The sequence below is a fragment of the Actinomyces sp. AC-20-1 genome, assembly GCF_023369555.1.
In the GTDB taxonomy this organism is placed as follows: domain Bacteria; phylum Actinomycetota; class Actinomycetes; order Actinomycetales; family Actinomycetaceae; genus Actinomyces.
The window spans coordinates 1-21,289 of the sequence record NZ_JACJVC010000026.1 but is presented as its reverse complement, the minus strand read 5'-3'; the positions used below and the strand labels follow the sequence as shown (position 1 = coordinate 21,289).

Sequence of the window (21,289 nt, the reverse complement as noted above, 5' to 3'; positions counted from 1 at the left end):
CCCCTGCTCTGGCGCGCCGGTGAGCGCGCCGCCGCCGCGGGAGGCCCGGCCGGCTGGCACGAGGCCCTGCGCTACCTGCTCACCGACTGGGGCGCCCCCCTCGCCGTGCCCGGCGCCAGCGGCACCACCCTCCTGCTGGGCAGCCCCGTGCGCCTGACCGCCCTCGTCGAGGCCCTGGCCGGCCCCACGCCCCTGCCCACCGCCTCCACCCTCCCCGGCCCCGGGGGCGGCGCCGTCAGCCCCGCCGTCATCGTCGTCGCCGCCCTGCTCGCCTTCCTGCCCCTGCACGCCCTGCTCGGCGCCGCCACCCGCGGCGCGCGCGGGCACCGCGCCCGCGCCGGGCTCCTGGCCGCCGCCGGAGGGCTCGCCCTCGCCCTGGCCGCCACCCGCACCGTCACCGGCATCGGCACCGAGGTCGGCTCCACCGGCTCCGTCCTGGCCACCGGCTGGGCGGGCACGGGCCTGAGCGTCATGACCGCGGGCCTGCTCGCCTCCGCCCTGGCCGGGGCCGACGCCGCCCGCTCCTCCCTCGTGCGCCACACCTTCGGCTGGCGCCACATCACCCTCGGGGTCCTCGGCGTCGTCGCCGTCCTCGTGCCCCTCCTTGTCGGCGGCTCCTGGGCCCTGGCCGCCCAGCACGCCTCGGCCACCGGGCGGGCCGACCTCGTCATGGCCCTGACCCCCTCCTCCCGGCAGGTGCCCGTCATCGCCGCCGAGATCACCGCCTCCGACGCCGCCGGCCGCGTCCTCGTGCTCACCTCCACCGAGGAGGGCACGCGCGTGCGCCTGTGGCACGGCGACGGCACCTCCTACACCGACACCGCCCCCGACGTCCTCCTGGCCCAGCTGCGCACCCGGGCCGAGGGCTGGGAGCCGCTCGAGACCCCGTCCGCCCCCGGCGGCCAGCGCCCCGCGGCCGCCGTCACCGGCACCCACCTCGACCCGGCCGACGCCGACCTCGCCGGCCTCGTCGTGCGCGCCGTCACCGGACAGGACGAGCAGGTCGCCGACGCCCTGGCGGCCCACGGCGTCGCCGTCGTCCTGCTCACCGACAGGCCCGGGGACGAGGCCACCGCCGCCGCCCGGGCCGGCCTCGACGCCACCCCCGGCCTGGAGCCCCTGGCCGCCACCAGCACCGGCACCTCCTGGCGCGTGAGCCCCACCACCGCCACCGAGGCCGCAGCCGTGCGCCTGCGCGGCGCCGACGGCGCCAGCGAGGTCATCGCCTCCGCCGCGGGCACCGCCCGCACCCGCCTCAGCGCCGCCGATACCGAGCGCACCCTCGTCCTCGCCGAGCGCTCCGACCCCGCCTGGAGCGCCACCCTCGACGGCACCCCCCTCGCCCCCACCGAGGACACCGGCTGGAACCAGGCCTTCACCGTCCCCGCCGGCGCCCAGGGCGAGCTCGTCGTCGAGCACGGCACCGGGGCGGCCCACGCCGCCCGCCCCGCCCTGCTGGCCGTCTGGGCGCTCACCGCGCTCGCCGCCGTCCCCGTGCGCCGCAGGAGGCACGCCGAATGAGTACCACCCGCCGCCCCGGCGCCCGGCTGCGCCGCCCCGCCGCCCTCGCCCTCAGCCTCGGCCTCGTCGCCACCACCGGCGCCCTCGCCTGGTGGGGCACCGCCACCCCCACCGTGCCGACGGCCCCGGTCGCCGCCGTCGCCCAGGCCGCCCCCGCCACCGACACCGTCTACGTCTGCCCCGCCGCCCCCGCCGACACCATCGGCGCCGTCGACCTCGGGCGGACGACCGCCGTCACCGCCCTGGCCCCCCTGGGGGCCGCCTCCGCCACCTGGGACGGGCGGACCGTCCCCACCTCGACCACTACCGTCCTGGAGGAGGCCGACGGCGGGACCCTCGTCGTCGGGCCACGCGGCGAGGGAGCCGCCTCCGCCGCCGGGAGCGTCACCACCCTCACCGCCGACGGCGACCTGCGGGGCCTGACCACCGCCGCCTGCGTGCCGCCCCAGGCCGCCGCCTGGATCGTCGGCGGCTCCGCCGCCCCCGGCTCCTCCAGCGAGCTGCGCCTGACCAACCCCGGCACGACGACCGTCACCGCCACCATCTCCCTGTACGGGCCCACCGGCCCGGTCGCCACCACGACCGCCAACCAGGTCGCCGTGCCCGCGGGCGAGACCGTCAGCGTCCTGCTCGAGGCCGCAGCCTCGGGCCAGGGGCGCCTGGCCGTGTCCGTGGAGGCCGACGGCGGTGTCCTCACCCCCGTGCTCGTCACCGAGTCCCTTGACGGCGAGACCGCCGCCGGGGTCGATGTCCTGACCTCCGGCGCCGCCCCCGCCACCGAGCTCACCGTCCCGGGCGTCGCCCTCGTCGCCCCGGCGGCGCAGGGGCAGGTGGCCGACGAGGGCACGGGCGCCACCTCCTCCGACGCCCCCGTCCTGCGCGTCGTCAACCCCGGCGAGAGCCCCGCGACCGTCTCCGTCAGCACCCTCGGCACCGACGGCGAGGAGCCCCTGCGCGGCGCCACGGCCCTCGTCGTCGACCCCGGGGCGGTCTTCGACATCTCCCTCACGGGCCTGGCGCCCGGCTCCTACGGGGTGAGGCTGCGCTCCGACACACCCGTGACCGGCGCGGTGCGCCTCGTGCGCAGCGCCGACGAGCACCCCGCCCGCTCGGGCTCCCTGGTCCACGACGTCGCCTGGGTCCAGGCACAGACCGGGGCCGCGACGCGCGCCGGCGCCCTCGCCCTGCCCCGAGGGCAGTCGCTCACGAGCCGGCTCGTGCTGACCAACACCGCCTCCGCCCCCTCCACCGTCACCCTCAGCTCCGACGACGGCGCCCTCCTGCGCGAGGTGAGGGTCCCCGGCTCCTCGACGGTCTCGGTCCCCGTCTCCGAGCTCGAGGAGGATGCGGGCGCCCTGAGCGTCATCGGCCTCAGCGCCGCGGACGGCACCGAGGTCGTCACCGCCCTCGTCACCACCACCGAGGTCGAGGGCGGTGCCGCGGGCACGCTCATCGGGGTGCTCGCCCCGGTGACCGAGGCCTCAAGCGCCTCCGCCCGGCAGCTGCTCCTGCGCTGAGCGGGCCGGGCCCGGGCCTAGAGGAGGTCGGGGTCGATCTCCTCGGGGCGGCGCCCCAGCATGAGGGCGACCTGCTCGACGACGACCCGGTGCACCAGCTCGGCCAGCTCCTCCTCGCCGTCGGCCCTCGAGACCACCGGCCTGCGGTAGATGACCACCCGCGCCGGCAGCCCGGCACGCGGCTCGGCCGCGAAACCACGGCCGAGGACGACCCCGGGCTCCCACGGCGCCGGGTCCGAGGGAGGGACCTCCTCCACGGCGAACTGGATGCCCTCGACCTGCGGCACCCGGCGGGCGAGCGCGTCCGCCGTGGAGCCCACCAGCTCGTCGAAGCGCTCGGCGCGCGTGCGCCAGGCCGGCAGGTACGGGGGCAGCAGCGGGCCCCTCGGGCCGCGCCCATGACGGTCACGACGGCGCGCGGGCGCCGGGACCGGGGCGGGGGAGCGTCGCGAGGGCGAGGAGAAGGTCACCGGCCCAGCCTACGCAGGAGCGGGTGGCGCTCCCGCCAGCACGGGCCGGCAGCGGTAGCCTGCCCGGGTGAGACGAGTCCGAAGCTGCCGCCGACCCGGGTGCGAGAGCCCCGCCGTCGCCACCCTCACGAGCGTCTACGCGGACTCCACCATCGTCATCGGCCCCCTGGCCACCGAGCGGCAGCCGGAGGCCTACGACCTGTGCGCCAGGCACGTGGAGTCCTTCACGGCGCCACGCGGGTGGCAGGTCATCCGCCTGGCGACGAGCTTCGAGCCGGCCCCGCCCAGCGACGACGACCTCACCGCCCTGGCGGACGCCGTCCGCGACGCCTCGCGCAGCCCCCGGCCGCGCCCCCAGCCGGCCGAGCACGCCGGACGCCCCGGCGGCATCGTGCCGGCCTCCCTCACGGCCCCCGGCCCGGCCCCGCAGACCCTGCCCGACCACCTCGCCGGGCTCGGCGACGGCGAGATCCTGCGACGCGGGCACCTGCGGGTGCTGCGCGGCGAGAAGGAGGACTGAGATGACCCAGCCCCGCGGGACGGGCGGCCGCAGCGCCGCCGGCAGCGGCCTCGCCCCGGTCCTGCGCGCCCTGCTGCGCTGCCCCGTGACCGGCGAGGAGCTCTTCGACGCCGTCGGCCCCGACGGCGCCCCCGTCCTGCTGTCCCCGGGCGCGGGCCTGGCCTACCCGGTGCGCGACGGGGTGCCCGTCCTGCTCGCCCACGAGGCCGCCCCGCACCGGGCGCAGGACTGAGCCCGGGCCTGCCGTCGCGCCCGTGAGGACCCCGGACGGGGCAGAGTCCCGGGGCCGGTCAGGACCGCCGTGCGCCGACGCCGTAGGGCAGCCGGTCCAGCGCGAGCGCGCTGCGCTCCTCCGCCTGCCGGTCCCGCAGGGACAGGGCGAGCTCGCGGTCGCGCCGCTCGCACAGCACCGCCGCCAGGAGGCGCTCCGGGTGCGTGCCAGCCGGAGGCTGCGGCGCCACGAGGGGAAGCACCTGCCCGGCCAGCTGTGAGCCCAGGCGTGCCCTGGGGACCGGCTGCATCGACGAGGCCCGCTGCAGGAAGGTCCGCGACGCGAGCGCCAGGTCCCCCGGCAGGGACCGGATGTCCGCCTCCTGCGCCCACTGGGCCAGCTCCGGCGGCATGAGCAGCGGCGGCGCGTCCACCGACCCCGCCCGCTCGTTGACGACGTACGTGCCCGCCAGGAGGTCCCCCAGCCGCTTGCCCCGGCGCGTGACGACGCACGCCCCCAGCGCCGGCATCGCCCCCGTCCCCCAGACCTCGACGACGCCCACGAGCACACGCACGAGGCTGTGGCGCAGGCGGATCGAGCCGCCGTCGTCGCGCACCACGCGGCAGCCGGTCACCAGACGGCCGGCGCTGCGCCCGCGCGAGACGACCTCCACGGTCAGTGGAACCGCCACCAGCCACAGCGCGAGCAGGACGGAGAGCTGCGTCATGAGGGCGGCCGTGCTCGTCGACGACGAGGCCCCGGGCCCCACCGCCGCCCAGGTGATGACGGACAGGAGCAGGCCGGCCCCGTAGAGCCCGTAGTCGATGACGGCGCCCAGCAGGCGCACGCCCACCGTCGCCGGGACGATGTCGACGACGACGGCCTCGCCGGTGACGAGCCTGTCCGGCGTCATCATCCGCTCGGACGAGGAGGCGGTAGCGCTCACCATGTCAGACTCCCTGTGTGGATATCGATGCCTTCAGCGCCGCGCGCCGCGACCAGTGGGACCGGCTCGACGAGCTCACCCGCAGCCGCCGGCTCACCGGGGCGCAGGCGGACGAGCTCGTCACCCTCTACCGGGGCGCGGCCCGGGACCTGTCGCGCGTGCGCACCCAGGCGCCGGACCCGCAGGTGCTCGCCGAGCTGTCGCGGCTCGTCGTCGCCGCCCGCGCCAGGGTGACCGGCACGCGTGAGGCGCGAGCCTCGGACCTGCGCCGCTACCTCGCCCAGACGGTCCCCGCGGCCCTGTACCGCCTGCGCTGGTGGACCCTGGGCGTGACCCTCGCCGAGCTCGCCGTCGCCGTCGTCGTGGCCGTGTGGACCCTGTCCAGCCCCCAGGCCATGAGCGCCCTGGGCAGCCCCAGCGAGCTGAGCGCCTACGCCAACGACGCCTTCGAGTCCTACTACTCCACCTACGCGCCCAGCGAGTTCGCCAGCCAGGTGTGGACCAACAACGCGCGCATCGCGGCGCTGTGCGTCGCCGGCGGCATCACCGGGGTCCTGCCCGCCTACGTGCTGTGGGCCAACGCCGTCGCCCTGGGGCAGTCGGCCGCGATCATGGCCGACCACGACCTGCTGGGGCTGTTCCTCGCCCTCATCAGCCCGCACGGGCTGCTCGAGCTCACCTGCGTGTTCATCGCCGGGGCGGCCGGCCTCAGGCTCTTCTGGACCATGCTCGTGCCCGGCCCGCGGCCGCGCGCCGTCGCCCTGGCCGCGGAGGGCCGGGCGCTGAGCGCCGTGGCGGTCGGCATGACCGGGGCCCTGGCGGTCGCGGGTGTCATCGAGGCCTTCGTGACCCCGGCACCGGTGCCCTGGAGCCTGAAGATCATCGTGGGCGCGCTCGCCCTCGTGGTCCTGTGGGCCTACACGCTCGTCGTCGGCGGCCGCGCGGTGCGCTCCGGCGTCACGGGAGACCTGGACGAGGAGGAGGCCGGCGCTGTCGCCGTCACGGCCGGCTGAGCCGCACGCGGTGCTCAAGGCGCTCACAGCCGCCCCGCCCGCTTGAGGGCCAGGTAGGTGTCAGCGACGCGGGGCGCCAGCCGGCCCGGCAGCGCCTCGACGACCTCCACACCCGCCCGCCGCAGCCGCTCGCGCACCGCCGCCAGCTCGAGCAGGTCGCGCTCGGCGGCCGCCGCCGTGTAGACGCTGTCCGCGTCGGCGCGCGCACGGCGCAGGGCCTCAAGGTCCGGGTCCGTCACCGAGGCGAGCAGCACCGTGTGCTCACGCGCCATGGTGGTGAGCACCCGCGTCATCACGGCGTCCGCCGAGGAGCCGTCCAGCCCCGTGAGGACGACGACGAGCGCCCGCTGGCTCAGGCGCTGTGAGACCGCCCGCCCCACCAGGGCCCAGTCGGTCTCCGTCACCGAGGCCTCCACCGGGGCCAGCGCGTCCGCCAGGGCACTGATGAGGCCGGGCCCGGCCACACCGCTGACCTGCGCGCGCAGACGCTCGTCGACGGCGACCGCGTCCACCCGGTCCCCGGCGTGCGAGGCGAGCGCGGCCAGCAGCAGGGCCGTCTCGACCTCGGTGTCCAGGCGCGGCGCACCGCCCACCCGGGCCGCCGACATGCGGCCGGTGTCCACCACGAGCAGCACGCGCCGGTCCCGCTCGGGCCTCCAGGTGCGCACGACGACGTCACCGCGCCTGGCCGTCGAGCGCCAGTCGATGGAGCGCACGTCGTCGCCGACGACGTACTCGCGCAGCGAGTCGAACTCGGTGCCCGCGCCCCGGACCATGACGGCGCTGCGCCCGTCCATCTCGCGCAGGCGGGCCAGGCGGCTGGGCAGGTGGCGGCGGGAGGTGAAGGGCGGCAGGACCCGCAGGCGCGCGGGCACCGCCACGCTCAGCTGGCGGCCGGCCAGGCCCAGGGGCCCGCTCGAGCGGACCGTGACGAGGTCCGCCACGCGGTCACCACGGCGGGTGGGGCGCAGGGCGGTGCGGGTGCGCCTGCGCTCCCCGGGGCGCAGGGTGAGCGTCGAGCGCTCCCCGCAGGCGCCCGCCGACGGCGGCCACGCGTCGCGCAGGAGCAGCCTCATGGTGCGCGAGGAGGTGGAGGTCACCGACAGGCGCGTCGTCGTCTCCTCGCCCAGGCGCACGGTGCGCGGGGAGGAGCGCTCCAGGCGCAGCCCGCGCGGGGAGGGGGCGGCCAGGACGTCCACGGTGACGAGGAGCGCGACGACGGCGCACCAGGTGAGGACGGTCAGGGGCCTGGGGACGAGCAGGACGAGGAGGAGGCCGACGCCGGTCAGCCAGGCGCTGCGGGTGGTGAGGTACACCGGGTCTCCTTCCGGGCTCATGGGGGCTGCGAGTGGGTGGGGACAGTCGAGGACGTTCCAGCCGGGCCAGTCGGGTTGGTCGGACCGGGCGGGCCGGGCGCCCCGGTCAGCGGGGCACCGGCACCGAGCGCAGGACGCCCGAGATGACGGCCTCGGTGGCCACCCCCTCCATCTGCGCCTCCGCGCGCAGGGCGACACGGTGGCGCAGGGCCGGCACGGCCAGGGCCTTGACGTCGTCGGGGGTGACGAAGGAGCGTCCCGCGAGCCACGCCCAGGCGCGGGCCGCCGCCAGCAGGGCGGTGGCGCCACGGGGCGAGACGCCCAGGGACACGCTCGGGTGGCTGCGGGTGGCGCGCACGAGGTCGACGACGTAGGCCAGCAGCTCCGGGGACGCCCCGACGGTGCGCACCTCCTCGCGGGCGGCGGCGAGGTCCCCGGCGCCGGCCACCGCGGCCAGGCCCGCGCCGGCCAGGTCGCGGGGGCTGAAACCCGAGGCGTGCCGGGTGAGGACCTCAATCTCCTGGCCGCGCTCGGGAAGCGGCAGGACGAGCTTGAGCAGGAAGCGGTCGAGCTGGGCCTCGGGGAGCGGGTAGGTGCCCTCGTACTCCACGGGGTTCTGGGTGGCGATGACCATGAAGGGGGAGGGCAGGGGACGCGGGACGCCGTCGACGGAGACCTGGTGCTCCTCCATCGCCTCCAGCAGGGCCGCCTGGGTCTTGGGCGGCGTGCGGTTGATCTCGTCGGCCAGCAGGAGGTTGGTGAAGACGGGGCCCTGGCGGAAGGAGAACTCGGTGGTGCGGGCGTCGTAGACGAGGGAGCCGGTGACGTCACCGGGCATGAGGTCCGGAGTGAACTGCACGCGCTTGGCGTCGACGTCCAGCGCCTGGGCCAGGGAGCGCACGAGGAGGGTCTTGGCGACGCCGGGGACGCCCTCGAGCAGGACGTGCCCGCCCACGAGCATGGCGATGACGAGGCCCGTGACGGCCGCGTCCTGGCCGACGACGGCCTTGGCGACCTCACCGCGCACGGCGACGAGCCGCTCTCGGGGGTCCCGTGCGGGGGTGGTGGTCTCAGTGGTGCTCATCGTGAGGTGACCTCGCTCTCGAGTTGGTCGAGCCGGACGGCCAGGTCCGCCAGGGACCGGTCGTCGGAGGGGACGGGGCCGTACAGGAGCTCCTGGACGGCGGGGGCGGGCTGGGAGGCGGCGCGTGCGAGCGCGTCGACGAGGACGGCGCCGTCGGCCGCCGGCGACAGGCCCAGGCGCCGGCCCAGGCGCAGGGCGGTGCCCGCGCGCAGGGCGGTGGCGGCGCGCGGGCGGTCGCCGGCGCGGCGGTACAGGCGCCCCCGGCCCCGGGTCGTCTCGGTGGCCCGCACAAGGACGGGCAGGTCCTCCTGGACGAGGCGGCCCGTGCGCCGCCCCCGCACGAGGGCCAGGACGGCGGCGACGACGACGGCCTGGAGGAGGAAGGGGGCCATCCAGGGCGGCAGGGCGACGTCGTCCCACACGGTGGCGCTCACCGTCATCTGGGCGCCGTCCACCCACAGGAGCTGCTCGTGGTGGCCCAGGGCGCGTATGGCCAGGGCGGCGTGCCCGGCGGAGGCGATCCGGCCGTTGGTGAGCAGGCTCGCGTCGGCGAGCAGGCGCACGGTGGTGCCGTCGGCGCGCTCGATGACCGTGTAGGCGTGGCCGGGCTGCCCCGCGGAGACGGGGAAGCAGCCGACGGCGCCCGCCCCCTCCGGCAGGACGATCGTGCCCCGGGTGCCGTCGATGCTGCCGGCGGCGGCCGCGTCGGGGTCGGCGCACCGGGCCTCGAGCAGTGTGCCCCTGGGCGCGCTCACGCCGGAGGGCAGCGGTGGCTCGCCCTCGTCGTCGAGCAGGCCGGACAGGTCCTGGTAGAGGGTGCCGACCACGGTGACGTCCGCCCCCAGTGAGGCCAGCGTGCGGCGCTGCTCCTCGCTCAGGTGGGAGGCGTTGACCAGGGCGATGGTCGTGCCCGGTCCGGCCCGGCTGACGACGTCGGCCATGGTGGTGGGGGAGGAGGTGCCCACGCCCTCGTCGCGCAGGAGCTCGGCCAGGGCCATGGCGCCGTTGGCACGGGGGTTGTCCAGGGCGTAGGGGGTGGTGGAGGTCCGCGGCGAGGTCAGCAGGCTCGTGGCGACGGCGACCGCTGCCAGGAGGGCCAGGGCCAGCAGCAGCGGGCGCCAGGAGCGCAGGCGCCGCGCCCACCCGGGGGCCTCGGAGGGGGTGCTCACACGCCCACCCCCTGAACGCCCGCGGGGGCCCGCTGTGCCGGGGGGCGGGGCTCGGCCGAGGCGACGCGCTCGGCCAGCAGGCGCATCCACTCGTCCTGCTGGCCGGTGGACACCACGCGCCCGTACCTCACGGCGTCGAAGAGGACGGCGGCCTGGTGGAGGCTGGCGTGCAGCCCCTGGACGTCCAGCAGGGCCATAGAGGCGAGGACGCCGGCCTCCTGCGCGGTCATGCCCGGGTAGTCCTCGACGAGGGCGCGCTCGTCCAGGGAGCGGATGATGGCGCGGAAGCGGTCGACGACGGCGGTGGCCCAGTCCTGGCGGGCGGCTGCGGCGTCGGCGTCCCGGGTGAGGGCCCGGGAGTCGCGGTCGTCGCCCTCGAAGAGGAGCCGGCTGGTCGTGTGCGCGCGCCGCCCCAGCGTCACGCGCCTGAGAAGCAGGAGCAGGACGGCCAGGAGGACGACGACCGCGACGACGACGATGAGCACGGACAGCCAGGCCGGCGCCCCGGGGACCACCCGGGAGGGGTCGATGTGCTCCTGGAGCCACTCCCACAGCCTGGCCCACAGGCTCTGGCGCTCCTGGTAGACGGGGCGGGTGAGCTCGCGCTCGGCCGCCCCGCGCGCCTCCTCGGCGTCGGGGGTGGCGGGCGCACCCCCGCCCAGGTGGGCGAGGAGGACGGCGGGCGTCAGCATGCGAGGAGGCGGCCCGGGGTCACAGGGTGCCGGCGGCCTGGCGGAGCTCGACGTCGAGCCCCTCCTGGCGCATGCGCAGGTCGATGTAGATCAGGGCCGTCACGGCTGCGGAGAAGGGCAGGATGACCGCGCTCACGAGCGAGCCGATGAAGGCGGAGGCGGCGCTGATGGCCGGCAGGGCGCCGCCGTACACGAGGACCGCTGCGAGACCGGACAGGGTGCCGGTGATGCCCGACAGGACCCCGGTGGCGACCGCCGTGATGAGGGCGGCCAGGAGCATGGTGCCGAGCACTCGCCAGAAGTTGCCGCGGGTCAGGGCCCAGGAGCGCTTGATACCCTCGATGACGCCGACGTTCTCCAGGACGAGGGCGGCGGAGGACAGGGACATGCGCACGCCCAGGAAGATGCTCAGGACCGCGCCGACGACCCCGAGGACGATGAGGATGATGACGGCGACCGCGATGGAGGACCCGGAGGGCTCGGCACCGCCGAACAACGGCCCGAGCAGGGTGGCGAAGACGATCAGCGCGAGGAGCCCGACGACGACCGTGACCGCGCCGACGATGAGGCTCACGAGGATGGTCTGGCCGATGAGGGCCCACACGCGTCCCTTCGTGCGCTGCCACACCTCGCCGGGTCCGGCCACGCGCCCCAGCACCGAGCGGGAGACCGCGACGATGAGCAGCCCCGTGAGGATGGTGGAGGCGATGGCCGTCAGCGCCGTCGTCAGCAGGTAGGAGCTCATGGCGCCCAGGCTGTCGTACATGAGGCCGGTGGCCTGTTCCGGGCTGAGGTACGGGTTGTCCCCCGTGGACTCCACGGCGGAGTAGAAGGTCTGCGAGGTGAAGAAGGTGTGGAGGGCGGAGATGAGGCCGATGACCGCCATGACCACGATCGCGGGCACGAACATCGCCTTGGGGTTGGCGCGCAGGGACTCGAAGGCGCCGCCGATGACCTCGGTGATGCTCAGGGGCCGCAGGGGGATGATGCCGGGCTTGGGGGCGACGAGGAAGCTGGGCGTCCCCTGGGGGGCGGCGCCCGGGTACGAGGGGTAGACCGGGGTGGCGGGGGCGCCGCCGGCCTGCGGGTAGGCGCCCGGCGCCTGCGGGCCGGTGGTCCCGTAGGACGGGGAGGGGGCGGAGGGCTGTCCGGCGGCGGGCGTGCCGTAGGCGCCGAAGCGCGGCTCGGTTGGACGGGCGCCCGAGTCCTCAGGACCGGAGGGAGACTGCCAGGGGGTGTCGCTGCTCATGGCCTCATGCTGGCACGCCGCCCGCGGGCGCGGCATCCGCCTCGAGGAGGAGCGGGGTGCGGGTGGGCGTCGTCGGCGCGCAGGAGCGCGTGGGGAGGCGCGGCTCCTTCGAGGCCTCATGAGGTGGCTGTGTGTCAAGATAGTGGTCGTGAGCGCCGTCATCCTGGTCGTCGATGACGACACCGCCATGACCGAGATGATCGGCCAGGTGCTCGAGCGCGAGGGCTACACGCCGTCCGCCTGCGCTGACGGCGCCCGCGCCCTGGAGGTCTTCCGCTCCGTGGGGCCGGACCTCGTCCTGCTCGACGTCGCGCTGCCCGGGACCGACGGGCTGGAGCTGTGCCGCCGCCTGCGCCTGGAGTCGGACGTGCCCGTCATCGTGCTCTCCGGCCGGGCGGGGACCCGCGACGTCGTCTCGGGCCTCGAGGCCGGGGCCGACGACTACGTGACCAAGCCCTTCAAGCCGAAGGAGCTCATCGCCCGGATCCGGGCGCGCCTGCGCCGTCACCACCCCGCGACCGCGGAGCGCCTGCGCGCCGGCGACCTCGATATCGACGTCACCGGTCACGAGGTGCGTCGTGGGGACCGGCTCATCACCCTCACCCCCCTCGAGTTCGCCCTCCTCGTGACCCTGGCCCGCGCTCCCTGGAAGGTCTTCACCCGCGACGAGCTCCTGGAGCAGGTCTGGGGCTACCAGCACGCCGTCGACACCCGCCTGGTCAACGTCCACGTCCAGCGCCTGCGCGCCAAGATCGAGCACGACCCCGAGCACCCCACGATCGTGCTCACCGTGCGCGGCGTCGGCTACCGGGCCGGCGAGGCCCGCTGACCGCGGCTCCCCCGTGTGCCCGCGTGACACAGGCGCGTCCCGGCCCCGCCCACCAGGGGCAGGGCCGGGACACGTACCGGGGCAGTCAGCGCGCGCGGCGCGGCACCGGCGTCACAGGACCTGGGCGTCGAGGCGGATGACGCCGTAGGTCCAGCCGTGACGGTGGTAGACCGCGCAGGGCTGCTTCGTCGACTTCTCGATGAAGAGGTAGAACGGGTGGCCCACGAGCTCCATCTGGTACAGGGCCTCGTCCACGCTCATCGGCACGGCCTCGTGCAGCTTCTGGCGCACGATCACCGGCGAGTCGCCCAGCTGGGACTCGACGGCGACGCCGTGCTGCGTGGGCGCTGAGGGGGAGTCCTCGATGGGGGCGTCCCCGGTGTCCGGCAGGACCAGGGCCTCCTCGACGACGGCCTCCACCGGCTCGTTGGCCTCCACGCTGTAGCGGCGGTGGTTCTTCATGCGGTCGCGGGCCCGGCGCAGGCGCTCGGTGAGCTTGCCCATGGCGATGTCGAAGGCGGCGAAGCGGTCGGAGGAGGAGGCCTCGGCCCGGATGACCGGGCCCTTGGAGACGACGGTGATCTCGACGCGCTCGGCGGTGTCCGCCTGGCGCGGGTTGCGCTCGTGGGTCACCTCGACCTCGACGCGCTGGACACGGGGGTCGAACTGCTCGACCTTGGTGGCCTTCTCCTCAACGTAGTCCCGCAGACGCGAGCTAATCTCAGCGTTACGGCCGACGACGGTGATGTCCATGGTGGAACCTCTTTCTAGGCTCAGGTCGGCCCCTGGGGGCCGGGCTGGAATCCACCCGCCGCACCTCACGGCGGGCTCTGGCTGGTCAGTGACCACCTCCGTCCGTCCGGGGCCTGGGGCCGGGGCGGCGAGGACTCGTCCCCGAGCCCCCGCACCGTGTGTGCTGTGACACACAACTTACACCATCGTGAGGGCGCCGGTGGGCGCTGCGGGGCCCGCGTCAGCCGAGGGCGAGACCGGGGCCGGCGCGGCCGCGACGGCGAGCGCCCCGAGCACCAGCGCCCCGGCGTCACGCAGTGCCCGTGCACAGGCCCCCAGCGTCGTCCCGGTCGTCACCACGTCGTCCACGAGGAGCACCGCCCAGCCGGACACGGGCGAGAGCACCAGCGGCGCGGCGGCCCGGTTGAGGCGCCGGGCGCGCGCGGACAGGCCCGCCTGGTGCGCACGCCCGCCGCGACGGCGCAGCACGTCCACGGAGGCCACCAGGGCGACCCGCCCGGCCGGCGCGCCGGACAGGGCCCGGGCGGCGCCCTCGGCGACGGCGTCGGCGAGATCGACGGCCACCAGCCGCCCCCGCAGCCGACGCACCCGCCCCGAGGGCGCCGGCACGACGAGCAGCCCCCGGCACCCCGCCAGCGCCTCACGGGCCTCCTGCCCCAGGTCCGCGGCCCAGACGGCCCCCGCCCGGCGCCCGACCCGCGCCATCGCCGGGCGCAGATCCTCGCGCGCGCCGTTCTTCCACGCCAGGACCAGGGCGCGCACCGGGCCCGCGTAGGGGCTCAGAGCATGAACCCGAAGGTTCTGGGCGCCACCCAGGTGCTCCACGCGCAGCGGCGGGCCGGCGAGCAGGGCCAGGCACTGCGGGCACAGGGCGGTCTCCCAGCGCCCGCAGCCGGCGCAGCGCGCCGGCAGGAGCGCCGAGCCCAGCAGCCCCAGGAAGGAGCGGGCCGCGCAGGGCTGCGACGTCGGGGGCGGTGGCAGGAGGGAGGACGGCACAGGACCCAGGGTGCCGGCGTAGCCCGGTCAGGGCCACCCGGGCGGGGCGGCTTGTGGACAGCCTCCGACGACAGGGGCTCGGCGGGGGCCTGTGGAGCCCGGCCCCCGCTGGCGGGCGCCGGCTCTGCCCGTCCTGCAGTGGCCGGGCGCTCCCGGGCCGCCGTCGGCCCGCTCACGCTGAGCGCGTAAACCGGCCGACATCGCCCGCCGTACAGGACGACGGGTGCTGCCTGCTCACGCCGCCGCATACGATGGGGCCCGTCTGTGCCCGGGACCGCGTGCCCGGGCGAGGGCCCTCGCCCGGCGGTGCCGTCCGCCCCGGCAGCGGGCCCACCGTCGAACAGGGGAGAAGCCAGCGTGTCGATCATCGACCGGATCCTTCGCATCGGGGAGGGCCGCACCCTCAAGCGCCTGCAGGTCGTGGCCGACCAGGTCGAGGCCCTCGCGGACCACTACCGCACGTTCTCCGACGAGGACCTCAAGGACCAGACCGCTGACCTCAGGAGGCGCTACGCCGAGGGCGAGAGCCTCGACCAGCTGCTGCCCGAGGCCTTCGCCACCGTCGTCGAGGCCGCCGACCGTGTGCTCGGCATGCGCCCCTACCACGTGCAGATCATGGGCGGGGCCGCGCTCCACCAGGGCAACATCGCTGAGATGAGGACCGGTGAGGGCAAGACCCTCGTCGCCACCATGCCCTCCTACCTGCGCGCCCTGACCGGCGAGGGCGTCCACGTCGTCACCGTCAACGACTACCTCGCCGAGTACCAGTCCGACCTCATGGGCCGTGTCCACCGCTTCCTCGGGCTCACCACCGGATGCATCCTCGCCGGCCAGAGCCCCGCCGAGCGGCGCCGCCAGTACGCCTGCGACATCACCTACGGCACCAACAACGAGTTCGGCTTCGACTACCTGCGCGACAACATGGCCCAGCGGCCCGAGGACCTCGTCCAGCGCGGGCACGCCTTCGTCATCGTCGACGAGGTCGACTCCATCCTCATCGACGAGGCCCGCACGCCCCTCATCATCTCCGGGCCCGCCTCCGGCGACGTCAACAAGTGGTACAAGGAGTTCGCCACGATCGCCGAGCGCCTGCGCCCCGGCAAGGACTACGAGGTCGACGAGAAGAAGCGCACCGTCGCCGTCACCGCCGACGGCATCGAGCGCGTCGAGGACTACCTGGGCATCGACAACCTCTACGAGTCCGCCAACACCCCGCTCATCGGCTTCCTCAACAACTCCATCAAGGCCAAGGAGCTCTTCCACCTCGACAAGGACTACATCGTGCGCGACGGCGAGGTCCTCATCGTCGACGAGCACACCGGACGCGTCCTGCCCGGGCGCCGCTACAACGAGGGCATGCACCAGGCCATCGAGGCCAAGGAGCGCGTGCAGATCAAGGCGGAGAACCAGACGCTGGCCACCATCACCCTGCAGAACTACTTCCGCCTCTACCCCGAGGGCTCGCGCTCGGGCATGACCGGCACCGCGGAGACCGAGGCCGCCGAGTTCGCCGGCACCTACAAGATCGGCGTCGTGCCGATCCCGACGAACAAGCCGATGATCCGCGTCGACCAGCCGGACCTCGTCTACACCACCGAACGGGCCAAGCTCACCGCCGTCGTCGACGACATCGCCGAGCGCCACGAGAAGGGCCAGCCCGTCCTCGTGGGCACGACGAGCGTGGAGAAGTCGGAGCGCCTGTCGGCCCTGCTCGCGCAGCGCGGCATCCCCCACGAGGTCCTCAACGCCAAGCAGCACGCGCGCGAGGCCGCCGTCGTCGCCATGGCCGGCCGCAAGGGTGCCGTCACCGTCGCCACCAACATGGCCGGCCGTGGCACCGACATCATGCTCGGAGGCAACGCCGAGCACATCGCCGTCGCCGCCCTCAAGGAGACCGGGCTCGACCCCGAGGAGAACGCCGAGGAGTACGAGAAGGCATGGCCCGAGGCCCTGGGGGCCGCCCGCGAGGCCTGCCGGGCCGAGCACGACGAGGTCGTCGAGCTCGGCGGCCTGTACGTCCTGGGCACCGAGCGCCACGAGTCGCGGCGCATCGACAACCAGCTGCGAGGCCGCTCAGGACGGCAGGGGGACCCGGGCGAGTCCCGCTTCTACCTGTCGATGGAGGACGACCTCATGCGCATGTTCGGCACCTCCGGGGCCGAGCGCATCATGCGCTCGGACGCCTACCCCGACGACGTGCCCCTCGAGTCCAAGATCGTCACCCGGCTCATTGCCTCGGCCCAGAGCCAGGTGGAGGCGCGCAACTACGAGATCCGCAAGAACGTCCTCAAGTACGACGACGTCATGACCGAGCAGAGGGAGAAGGTCTACGACGAGCGGCGCCGCGTGCTCGACGGTGAGGACCTCGAGCCCCAGATGCAGGCCTTCCGCCAGCGCGCGGTCGCGGGCGTCGTCGCCGCCCGCACCGCCGAGGGCCGCCCCGACCAGTGGGACCTGGAGGCCCTGTGGGACGACCTCGGCCACCTCTACCCGGTGGGGCTCACCCAGGACGAGGTCATCGAGGAGGCCGGCGGTGTCGACCGGCTCACCTCCGACTACCTGTCCAACGAGCTCGGCGAGGACGCCGCCGTCGCCTACGAGAAGGCGCAGGAGCGCCTGGACGACAACGTGCTCGCCCGCGCCCAGCTCGGCGCGGAGCCGATGCGCGCCCTCGAGCGGCGCGTCCTGCTGGCCGTGGTGGACAAGCGCTGGCGCGAGCACCTGTACGAGATGGACTACCTCAAGGAGGGCATCGGCCTGCGCGCCATGGCCCAGCGCGACCCGCTGGTGGAGTACGCGAACGAGGGTGCCCGCCTGTTCAAGGCGATGATGGAGGGCATCCGCGAGGAGACCGTCGAGCAGGTCTTCGCCAACGCCGCCCGCTTCGAGGCCGCCGCCCTGCGCGCCGAGCAGGAGGGCACCGCCGAGGCGGCGGCCACCGTGGCCGGCGCTGACGCGACGGCGGTGGCCGGCCTGGGGCGCAGCGGCTCCGGCACGGTGCTGGGCAGCACCGGCCAGGAGGCCATGGACCAGCGCATGACCTACTCGGCGCCCGGTGAGGACGGCGAGGCGAGGGTCGAGGGCGCGACGCCGGCGGCCGCGGGTCCCGCCCCGACGAACCGCGCGCAGCGCCGGGCCCGCCGCAAGAAGCGCCGCTGAGCGCCCGCCGGGCCCGATCCCGCCCAGGCCGTGAGGCCCTGGGCGGCGCCCGCTCAGGGGCCGGGGGCCTCAGGCGATCTCGAGGCTCGTGAGGAGCCAGCGCCCCCGGTGCGACTCGAGCCGCGCCCCGGCGCCGCGCACCCGCTCACCGTCGTCCAGCACCGCGCAGACCTCGCAGGCCCCGCTCGCGGTGAGCTGGACCCGCAGCGTGCGCACCCGCGGGCGCGGGTCCGGGACCTCGCCGAGGATCCTGCGGGCCAGGCCCGCGCGGCGCGCGAGGGCGTCGTAGAGCTCGGGTGAGGCCCACCGGCCCAGGTGCTCGGCCGGCCGCCATCCCGCCAGGACCTCGGCCGCCGCCGTGACGACCACCTGCGCGGTGCGCACCGGGTCCGCCATGCCCTGGCACCGGGCGCGCACCCGTGACTCGCGGATGGAGCTGAGGGCGATCGCGTCGCACTCCTCCGCCGGGTCCGCCGGCAGCGCGGGCAGGAAGCGCATACGGTCCCACGACGGGTGCGGGGGCTCGGCGTTGCGCAGCGCGCGTTGGCGCAGCACCTGGCCGGCCGGCGCGGGCGCCGAAGGTGCGGTGGCCCGCTGTGGGCGGCGCGGCGCCGGCTGCGGACGGGCCGGCCGGTGCGTGGCCGCGACCGAGTGCGTGCCGCCCGAGAGCATGTGGTCGGCGCGGTCGAGCGCGACCGAGGAGGCGGGTGGGCGCTCGCCGTCGTCGGGCAGGGTGCAGGTGCCCCGCTGGGAGTCGAGGTCGGTGGCGCGTACCGGGAGGGCGGTGGTCGTCATGGCGTGGTCCTTCGCTGCGGGACGGGCTCGGGTGGTTCGGGGCTCAGGTCCGGTCGGTGAGCGCGGTGGGCAGGGCCAGGACCGTGCCCGGGTGAATGAGGTCCGGGTCCGCCCCGATGACGTCGTCATTGGCGTGGTAGAGCTCGGGCCAGGCGACCGCGACCTCGGAGGGCGTGGCGCGGTGCAGGAGGGACGAGGTGATCGTCCACAGGCTGTCGCCGTCCTGCACGACGTAGGCCGGGGACTCCTCCGTGGCTGCCCCGGAGGCCGTCTCCGGGATGGTCCCGGCAGCAGGGGCCTCGGAGGGGGCCGCCTCCGAGGCCGCGGTGGACATTGTCGTCGGGGTCGCGGTGGACGTCGCTGCGAGGGTCTCGGTGGGCATCGCCGTGGGGCCGGTGCTGGGCCCGGGCGCGTTGTCCCGGGCCGCCGCACCTCCCGGACCGGTGGCCGGTGGGGTGGCGGTGTCCCCGGGCTCCGCGGTGGCCGAGACCGTGGGGGCCCAGCCGAGGTCGTCGGGCAGGGGAGGGACCTCCTGGGCGACGGCGGTGCCCGGCAGGACGAGGGCGGTCGCCAGGGCCCCGGCGGCGACGCGCCGCACGTAGGGGGCACCCCAACGGGACAGGAGGCGGGCCGCGGAGCCGGCGCTGCGACATCGGGTCCGCGGCCCCAGGGCGGCCAGCGCGAGCACCCCGGAGAGCGCGTACCACAGGGCGCCCGCGGTCCCGGCTGAGCCGAGCAGGACGACAAGCAGCTCGTCCACGTGACCGGCGCCCCACAGGTGCGGGGGCAGGGCCAGGAGGGAGCGGGTGGCCGCGGCGGCGCTGGACACGAGCGCTGCCGCCACCAGGGCGGACAGGACCGTGACCAGGCCGAGTCGTGTCGTCGTCGACATGCGAACACCTCCAAGATGATGTTTGAGGTGATTTGAGAATGTCAGAAGCAAATCAATGATGTCAAGAGGTTGTCGACACTGGATGCGATGCTCCTGCCTCTTGCGGTACTCGTGGTCCTGTGCTCCCATGTGCCCATGGAATGGGACAGCCTCCTGGAGGACCTGGAGAACCGCTTCGACACCGAGCGGCGTGCCGGGATCGCCGCGGAGAGCGCCGACCTCGCCGAGGCCGAGACCGCCTCCGTCCGCCTCGTCGACAGGCTCCGCGCCGCCGTCGGGCGCCAGGTCCACCTGCGCACCACCGGCGGGCACCGGGTCGACGGCCGGCTCATGAGCGTGATGGAGGACAGCGTCGTCGTCGACGAGGGGGAGGCGCTGCAGGCGCTCGTCCCCGTGGCCCGCCTCGCCGTCGTCCACCCCCTGCCCGGCCCCGCGCCGTCGCACGGCAGCAGACGGGCGGGGCTCGCCGCCGCCCTGCGCTCACTCGCCCGCCAGGGTGCACGGGTGCGCCTGCTCCTGGGAGTGACAGAGGTCGTGGGACGGCTCGTGCGCGTCGCGGCCGACCACGTCGACGTCGTCACCGACGCCGAGCCCGCAGGCGCTCAGCGCGTGAGCGTCGCGCTCAGCGCCGTCGAGGCCGTGCGCAGCCGCTGAGCCCGTGGCCGCTAGGAGCCGCCGGCGCGCGCCGCTCAGTCCTCGTCGTCGAGACGGCCGGCCGCCACCAGCGAGCGCGTGCGCGCCAGCTGCGCCTCGACGTAGGAGCCGAAGGCGTCCTCCGGGATGCGCCACAGGTGGCGGGCCCCGACCTGGATAGCCGGCAGGTCGCCGGACATGATGAGCGCCCGGACGCCCTGTGCGGACAGCTGCAGCCGCTCGGCGACGTCTGCGATGGTCAGGAAGGTGCTGCTCATGGCACCATGATCTCATCGCCAAGCGATACATACCATCCCCAAAACGGCGTGTGGATAACCGACCATAATGAAACGTGTCCACACCTTTCCCGCACGAGGAGGGCCATGAGCCCGACACCGCGAGCCCCGCACCGCAGCGCCTCCCGCAGCCTCACCCGACCCTCCGCCCGACGACGCGCCCCCTGGAAGGACCCGCGCCTGGCCGCCGGGCTCGCCCTCATCGGCACCTCGGTCGTCCTGGGGGCCTGGGCGGTCACCACCGCCGCCGACACCGAGCCCCTCTACGCCCTCGCCCAGGACGTGGCCCCCGGCGACGACCTCACCGCCGAGGGCGTCCTCACCGTCGTCGACTCCCACCCCGGCACCGGCTCCTACGTGCGCGCCGGGCAGCTGCCCGACGACGCCGTCGCCGCCCAGGCCCTCAGCGCCGGCGACCTGCTCCCGGGCTCCGCCGTCGCCGAGGGCCAGGACCTCGCGCTGCGGGCCGTCGTCCTCACCGTCTCCTCCAGCCTGCCCGCCGGGACGACCACCGGGGACGTCGTGGATCTGTGGGCGCTGCCCGCGGCCCGCACCTCCACCGAGGCCGGTGCCGGCGAGGCCGCCGTCGTCGCCCAGGGCCTCATCGTCTCCCGGGTCGGTGAGACCGGCGCCGCGATCCTCGGGGGCACGACCACCAGCGTCGAGGTCCTGGTGCCCGAGGAGCTCGTGGGGGCGGTCCTCACCGCCGTCGGCCAGGGCGGCCCCCTCGTCCTCGTGCCCACCGGACAGCTGGCATGAGCACCTCCCGGGCGGACACCGGCGTCCTGCTCGCTCTCACCGGCGACGACGCCGACCACGTGCGCGCCATCGACGCCGCCGGCACCGGGCTGGTCGTCGTGCGCCGCTGCGGCGACGTCGCCGAGCTGCTGAGCGCCGCCATGGCGGGCCTGGCGGGGCTCGCCGTCGTGAGCACCGGGCTCGAGGACGTCGACCTCACCGTCCTCGAGCGCCTGACCCGCGCCGGCACGCGCGGCATCCTGCTCGTCGGCCCCGAGGAGGCCGGGCGGTGGTCCTTCCCCGGCTGGCAGTCGCTCGACGCCGACGCCGAGCCGGCCCGGGTCCGCACCCTCCTGCAGGCGCTCAGCCGCCAGGGGCCTGACGCCACGACGGCGCCCTCCGCCGCCGTGGAGGCGGACCCGGCCGGCGGTGGCCCCGGCGGGGCGGGGGCTGGCGGCACAGGGGCCGACGGCGCCGGTGGCCCTCCCGC

General features: G+C 75.7%; 20 protein-coding genes and 2 pseudogenes. 10 read left to right on the top strand and 12 right to left on the bottom strand.

Features of this window, described 5'->3' with window-relative positions; all coding sequences use genetic code 11:
• Together H6X67_RS11170 and H6X67_RS11165 are read left to right on the top strand one after the other, a co-directional pair.
• Window positions 1–1,521: pseudogene (locus H6X67_RS11170) on the top strand (glycosyltransferase family 2 protein); the annotation flags it as partial.
• The gene (locus H6X67_RS11165) at window positions 1,518–3,038 is read left to right on the top strand and encodes a DUF5719 family protein (RefSeq protein ID WP_283251395.1); all 1,521 of its coding nucleotides are present in this window, start codon (window positions 1,518–1,520) and stop codon (window positions 3,036–3,038) included. The pseudogene H6X67_RS11170 and the gene H6X67_RS11165, both read left to right, overlap by 4 nt.
• 17 nt (window positions 3,039–3,055) lie before the next feature.
• Here the strand turns inward: H6X67_RS11165 and H6X67_RS11160 are convergent, their stop codons facing one another.
• A complete protein-coding gene (locus tag H6X67_RS11160; RefSeq protein ID WP_249369341.1) occupies window positions 3,056–3,508 on the bottom strand; it encodes a metallopeptidase family protein in 453 nt (150 codons plus the stop codon).
• A 67-nt stretch (window positions 3,509–3,575) separates the two neighbouring features.
• Between H6X67_RS11160 and H6X67_RS11155 the strand changes: the two genes are divergently transcribed.
• On the top strand, window positions 3,576–4,028 hold the full coding sequence (locus H6X67_RS11155) for a DUF3499 domain-containing protein (RefSeq protein WP_249369343.1): 453 nt from the start codon (window positions 3,576–3,578) through the stop codon (window positions 4,026–4,028).
• A gap of 1 nt (window position 4,029) precedes the next feature.
• Complete coding sequence (locus tag H6X67_RS11150; protein WP_249369345.1) at window positions 4,030–4,260, top strand: Trm112 family protein; 231 nt, start codon at window positions 4,030–4,032, stop codon at window positions 4,258–4,260.
• Window positions 4,261–4,318: 58 nt separating this feature from the next.
• On the opposite strand, the gene H6X67_RS11145 is transcribed toward H6X67_RS11150, so the two are convergent.
• Window positions 4,319–5,188, bottom strand: coding sequence for an RDD family protein (locus H6X67_RS11145; RefSeq protein ID WP_249369347.1), 870 nt, complete (start codon window positions 5,186–5,188; stop codon window positions 4,319–4,321).
• 14 nt (window positions 5,189–5,202) lie between these two features.
• Between H6X67_RS11145 and H6X67_RS11140 the strand changes: the two genes are divergently transcribed.
• Window positions 5,203–6,198, top strand: a complete 996-nt coding sequence (locus H6X67_RS11140; protein WP_249369349.1) for a stage II sporulation protein M — start codon at window positions 5,203–5,205, stop codon at window positions 6,196–6,198.
• A 23-nt stretch (window positions 6,199–6,221) separates the two neighbouring features.
• Here the strand turns inward: H6X67_RS11140 and H6X67_RS11135 are convergent, their stop codons facing one another.
• The 5 genes from H6X67_RS11135 to H6X67_RS11115 all read right to left on the bottom strand — a co-directional run bounded on the left by H6X67_RS11135 (window position 6,222) and on the right by H6X67_RS11115 (window position 11,708).
• The gene (locus tag H6X67_RS11135; protein ID WP_249369351.1) at window positions 6,222–7,514 is read right to left on the bottom strand and encodes a DUF58 domain-containing protein; all 1,293 of its coding nucleotides are present in this window, start codon (window positions 7,512–7,514) and stop codon (window positions 6,222–6,224) included.
• Window positions 7,515–7,620: 106 nt separating this feature from the next.
• On the bottom strand, window positions 7,621–8,598 hold the full coding sequence (locus tag H6X67_RS11130) for an AAA family ATPase (protein WP_249369353.1): 978 nt from the start codon (window positions 8,596–8,598) through the stop codon (window positions 7,621–7,623).
• Window positions 8,595–9,767, bottom strand: a complete 1,173-nt coding sequence (locus tag H6X67_RS11125) for a DUF4350 domain-containing protein (RefSeq protein WP_249369354.1) — start codon at window positions 9,765–9,767, stop codon at window positions 8,595–8,597. The genes H6X67_RS11130 and H6X67_RS11125 overlap by 4 nt, the downstream gene beginning before the upstream one ends.
• Window positions 9,764–10,459 carry a hypothetical protein gene (locus tag H6X67_RS11120; protein ID WP_249369356.1) on the bottom strand — a complete coding sequence of 232 codons (696 nt, stop codon included), beginning with the start codon at window positions 10,457–10,459 and terminating at the stop codon, window positions 9,764–9,766. The genes H6X67_RS11125 and H6X67_RS11120 overlap by 4 nt, the downstream gene beginning before the upstream one ends.
• 19 nt (window positions 10,460–10,478) lie before the next feature.
• Window positions 10,479–11,708, bottom strand: a complete 1,230-nt coding sequence (locus H6X67_RS11115) for a DUF7847 domain-containing protein (protein WP_249435539.1) — start codon at window positions 11,706–11,708, stop codon at window positions 10,479–10,481.
• Window positions 11,709–11,856: 148 nt separating this feature from the next.
• Here H6X67_RS11115 and mtrA point away from each other — a divergent pair, with 148 nt between their 5' ends.
• A complete protein-coding gene (gene mtrA / locus H6X67_RS11110) occupies window positions 11,857–12,537 on the top strand; it encodes an MtrAB system response regulator MtrA (protein ID WP_311765860.1) in 681 nt (226 codons plus the stop codon).
• Between the two features lie 111 nt (window positions 12,538–12,648).
• Here mtrA and hpf read toward each other — a convergent pair whose 3' ends face one another.
• The gene (gene hpf, locus H6X67_RS11105) at window positions 12,649–13,290 is read right to left on the bottom strand and encodes a ribosome hibernation-promoting factor, HPF/YfiA family (protein ID WP_249369387.1); all 642 of its coding nucleotides are present in this window, start codon (window positions 13,288–13,290) and stop codon (window positions 12,649–12,651) included.
• A gap of 177 nt (window positions 13,291–13,467) precedes the next feature.
• The gene (locus H6X67_RS11100; RefSeq protein ID WP_249369385.1) at window positions 13,468–14,286 is read right to left on the bottom strand and encodes a ComF family protein; all 819 of its coding nucleotides are present in this window, start codon (window positions 14,284–14,286) and stop codon (window positions 13,468–13,470) included.
• A 357-nt stretch (window positions 14,287–14,643) separates the two neighbouring features.
• Between H6X67_RS11100 and secA the strand changes: the two genes are divergently transcribed.
• Window positions 14,644–17,445, top strand: a complete 2,802-nt coding sequence (gene secA, locus H6X67_RS11095; RefSeq protein ID WP_249369383.1) for a preprotein translocase subunit SecA — start codon at window positions 14,644–14,646, stop codon at window positions 17,443–17,445.
• Window positions 17,446–17,514: 69 nt separating this feature from the next.
• On the opposite strand, the gene H6X67_RS11090 is transcribed toward secA, so the two are convergent.
• Window positions 17,515–18,240: an Rv3235 family protein gene (locus H6X67_RS11090; protein ID WP_249369381.1), complete on the bottom strand. Its 726-nt coding sequence runs from the start codon at window positions 18,238–18,240 to the stop codon at window positions 17,515–17,517.
• A 43-nt stretch (window positions 18,241–18,283) separates the two neighbouring features.
• Window positions 18,284–19,132: a LysM peptidoglycan-binding domain-containing protein gene (locus tag H6X67_RS11085; protein WP_249369379.1), complete on the bottom strand. Its 849-nt coding sequence runs from the start codon at window positions 19,130–19,132 to the stop codon at window positions 18,284–18,286.
• A gap of 135 nt (window positions 19,133–19,267) precedes the next feature.
• Between H6X67_RS11085 and H6X67_RS11080 the strand changes: the two genes are divergently transcribed.
• Window positions 19,268–19,786, top strand: coding sequence for a Fis family transcriptional regulator (locus H6X67_RS11080; RefSeq protein WP_249369377.1), 519 nt, complete (start codon window positions 19,268–19,270; stop codon window positions 19,784–19,786).
• A 35-nt stretch (window positions 19,787–19,821) separates the two neighbouring features.
• On the opposite strand, the gene H6X67_RS11075 is transcribed toward H6X67_RS11080, so the two are convergent.
• Window positions 19,822–20,043, bottom strand: coding sequence for a helix-turn-helix domain-containing protein (locus H6X67_RS11075; RefSeq protein WP_249369376.1), 222 nt, complete (start codon window positions 20,041–20,043; stop codon window positions 19,822–19,824).
• A gap of 105 nt (window positions 20,044–20,148) precedes the next feature.
• Between H6X67_RS11075 and H6X67_RS11070 the strand changes: the two genes are divergently transcribed.
• Together H6X67_RS11070 and H6X67_RS11065 are read left to right on the top strand one after the other, a co-directional pair.
• A complete protein-coding gene (locus H6X67_RS11070; protein ID WP_306468500.1) occupies window positions 20,149–20,820 on the top strand; it encodes a hypothetical protein in 672 nt (223 codons plus the stop codon).
• Window positions 20,817–21,289: pseudogene (locus H6X67_RS11065) on the top strand (AAA family ATPase); the annotation flags it as partial. The gene H6X67_RS11070 and the pseudogene H6X67_RS11065, both read left to right, overlap by 4 nt.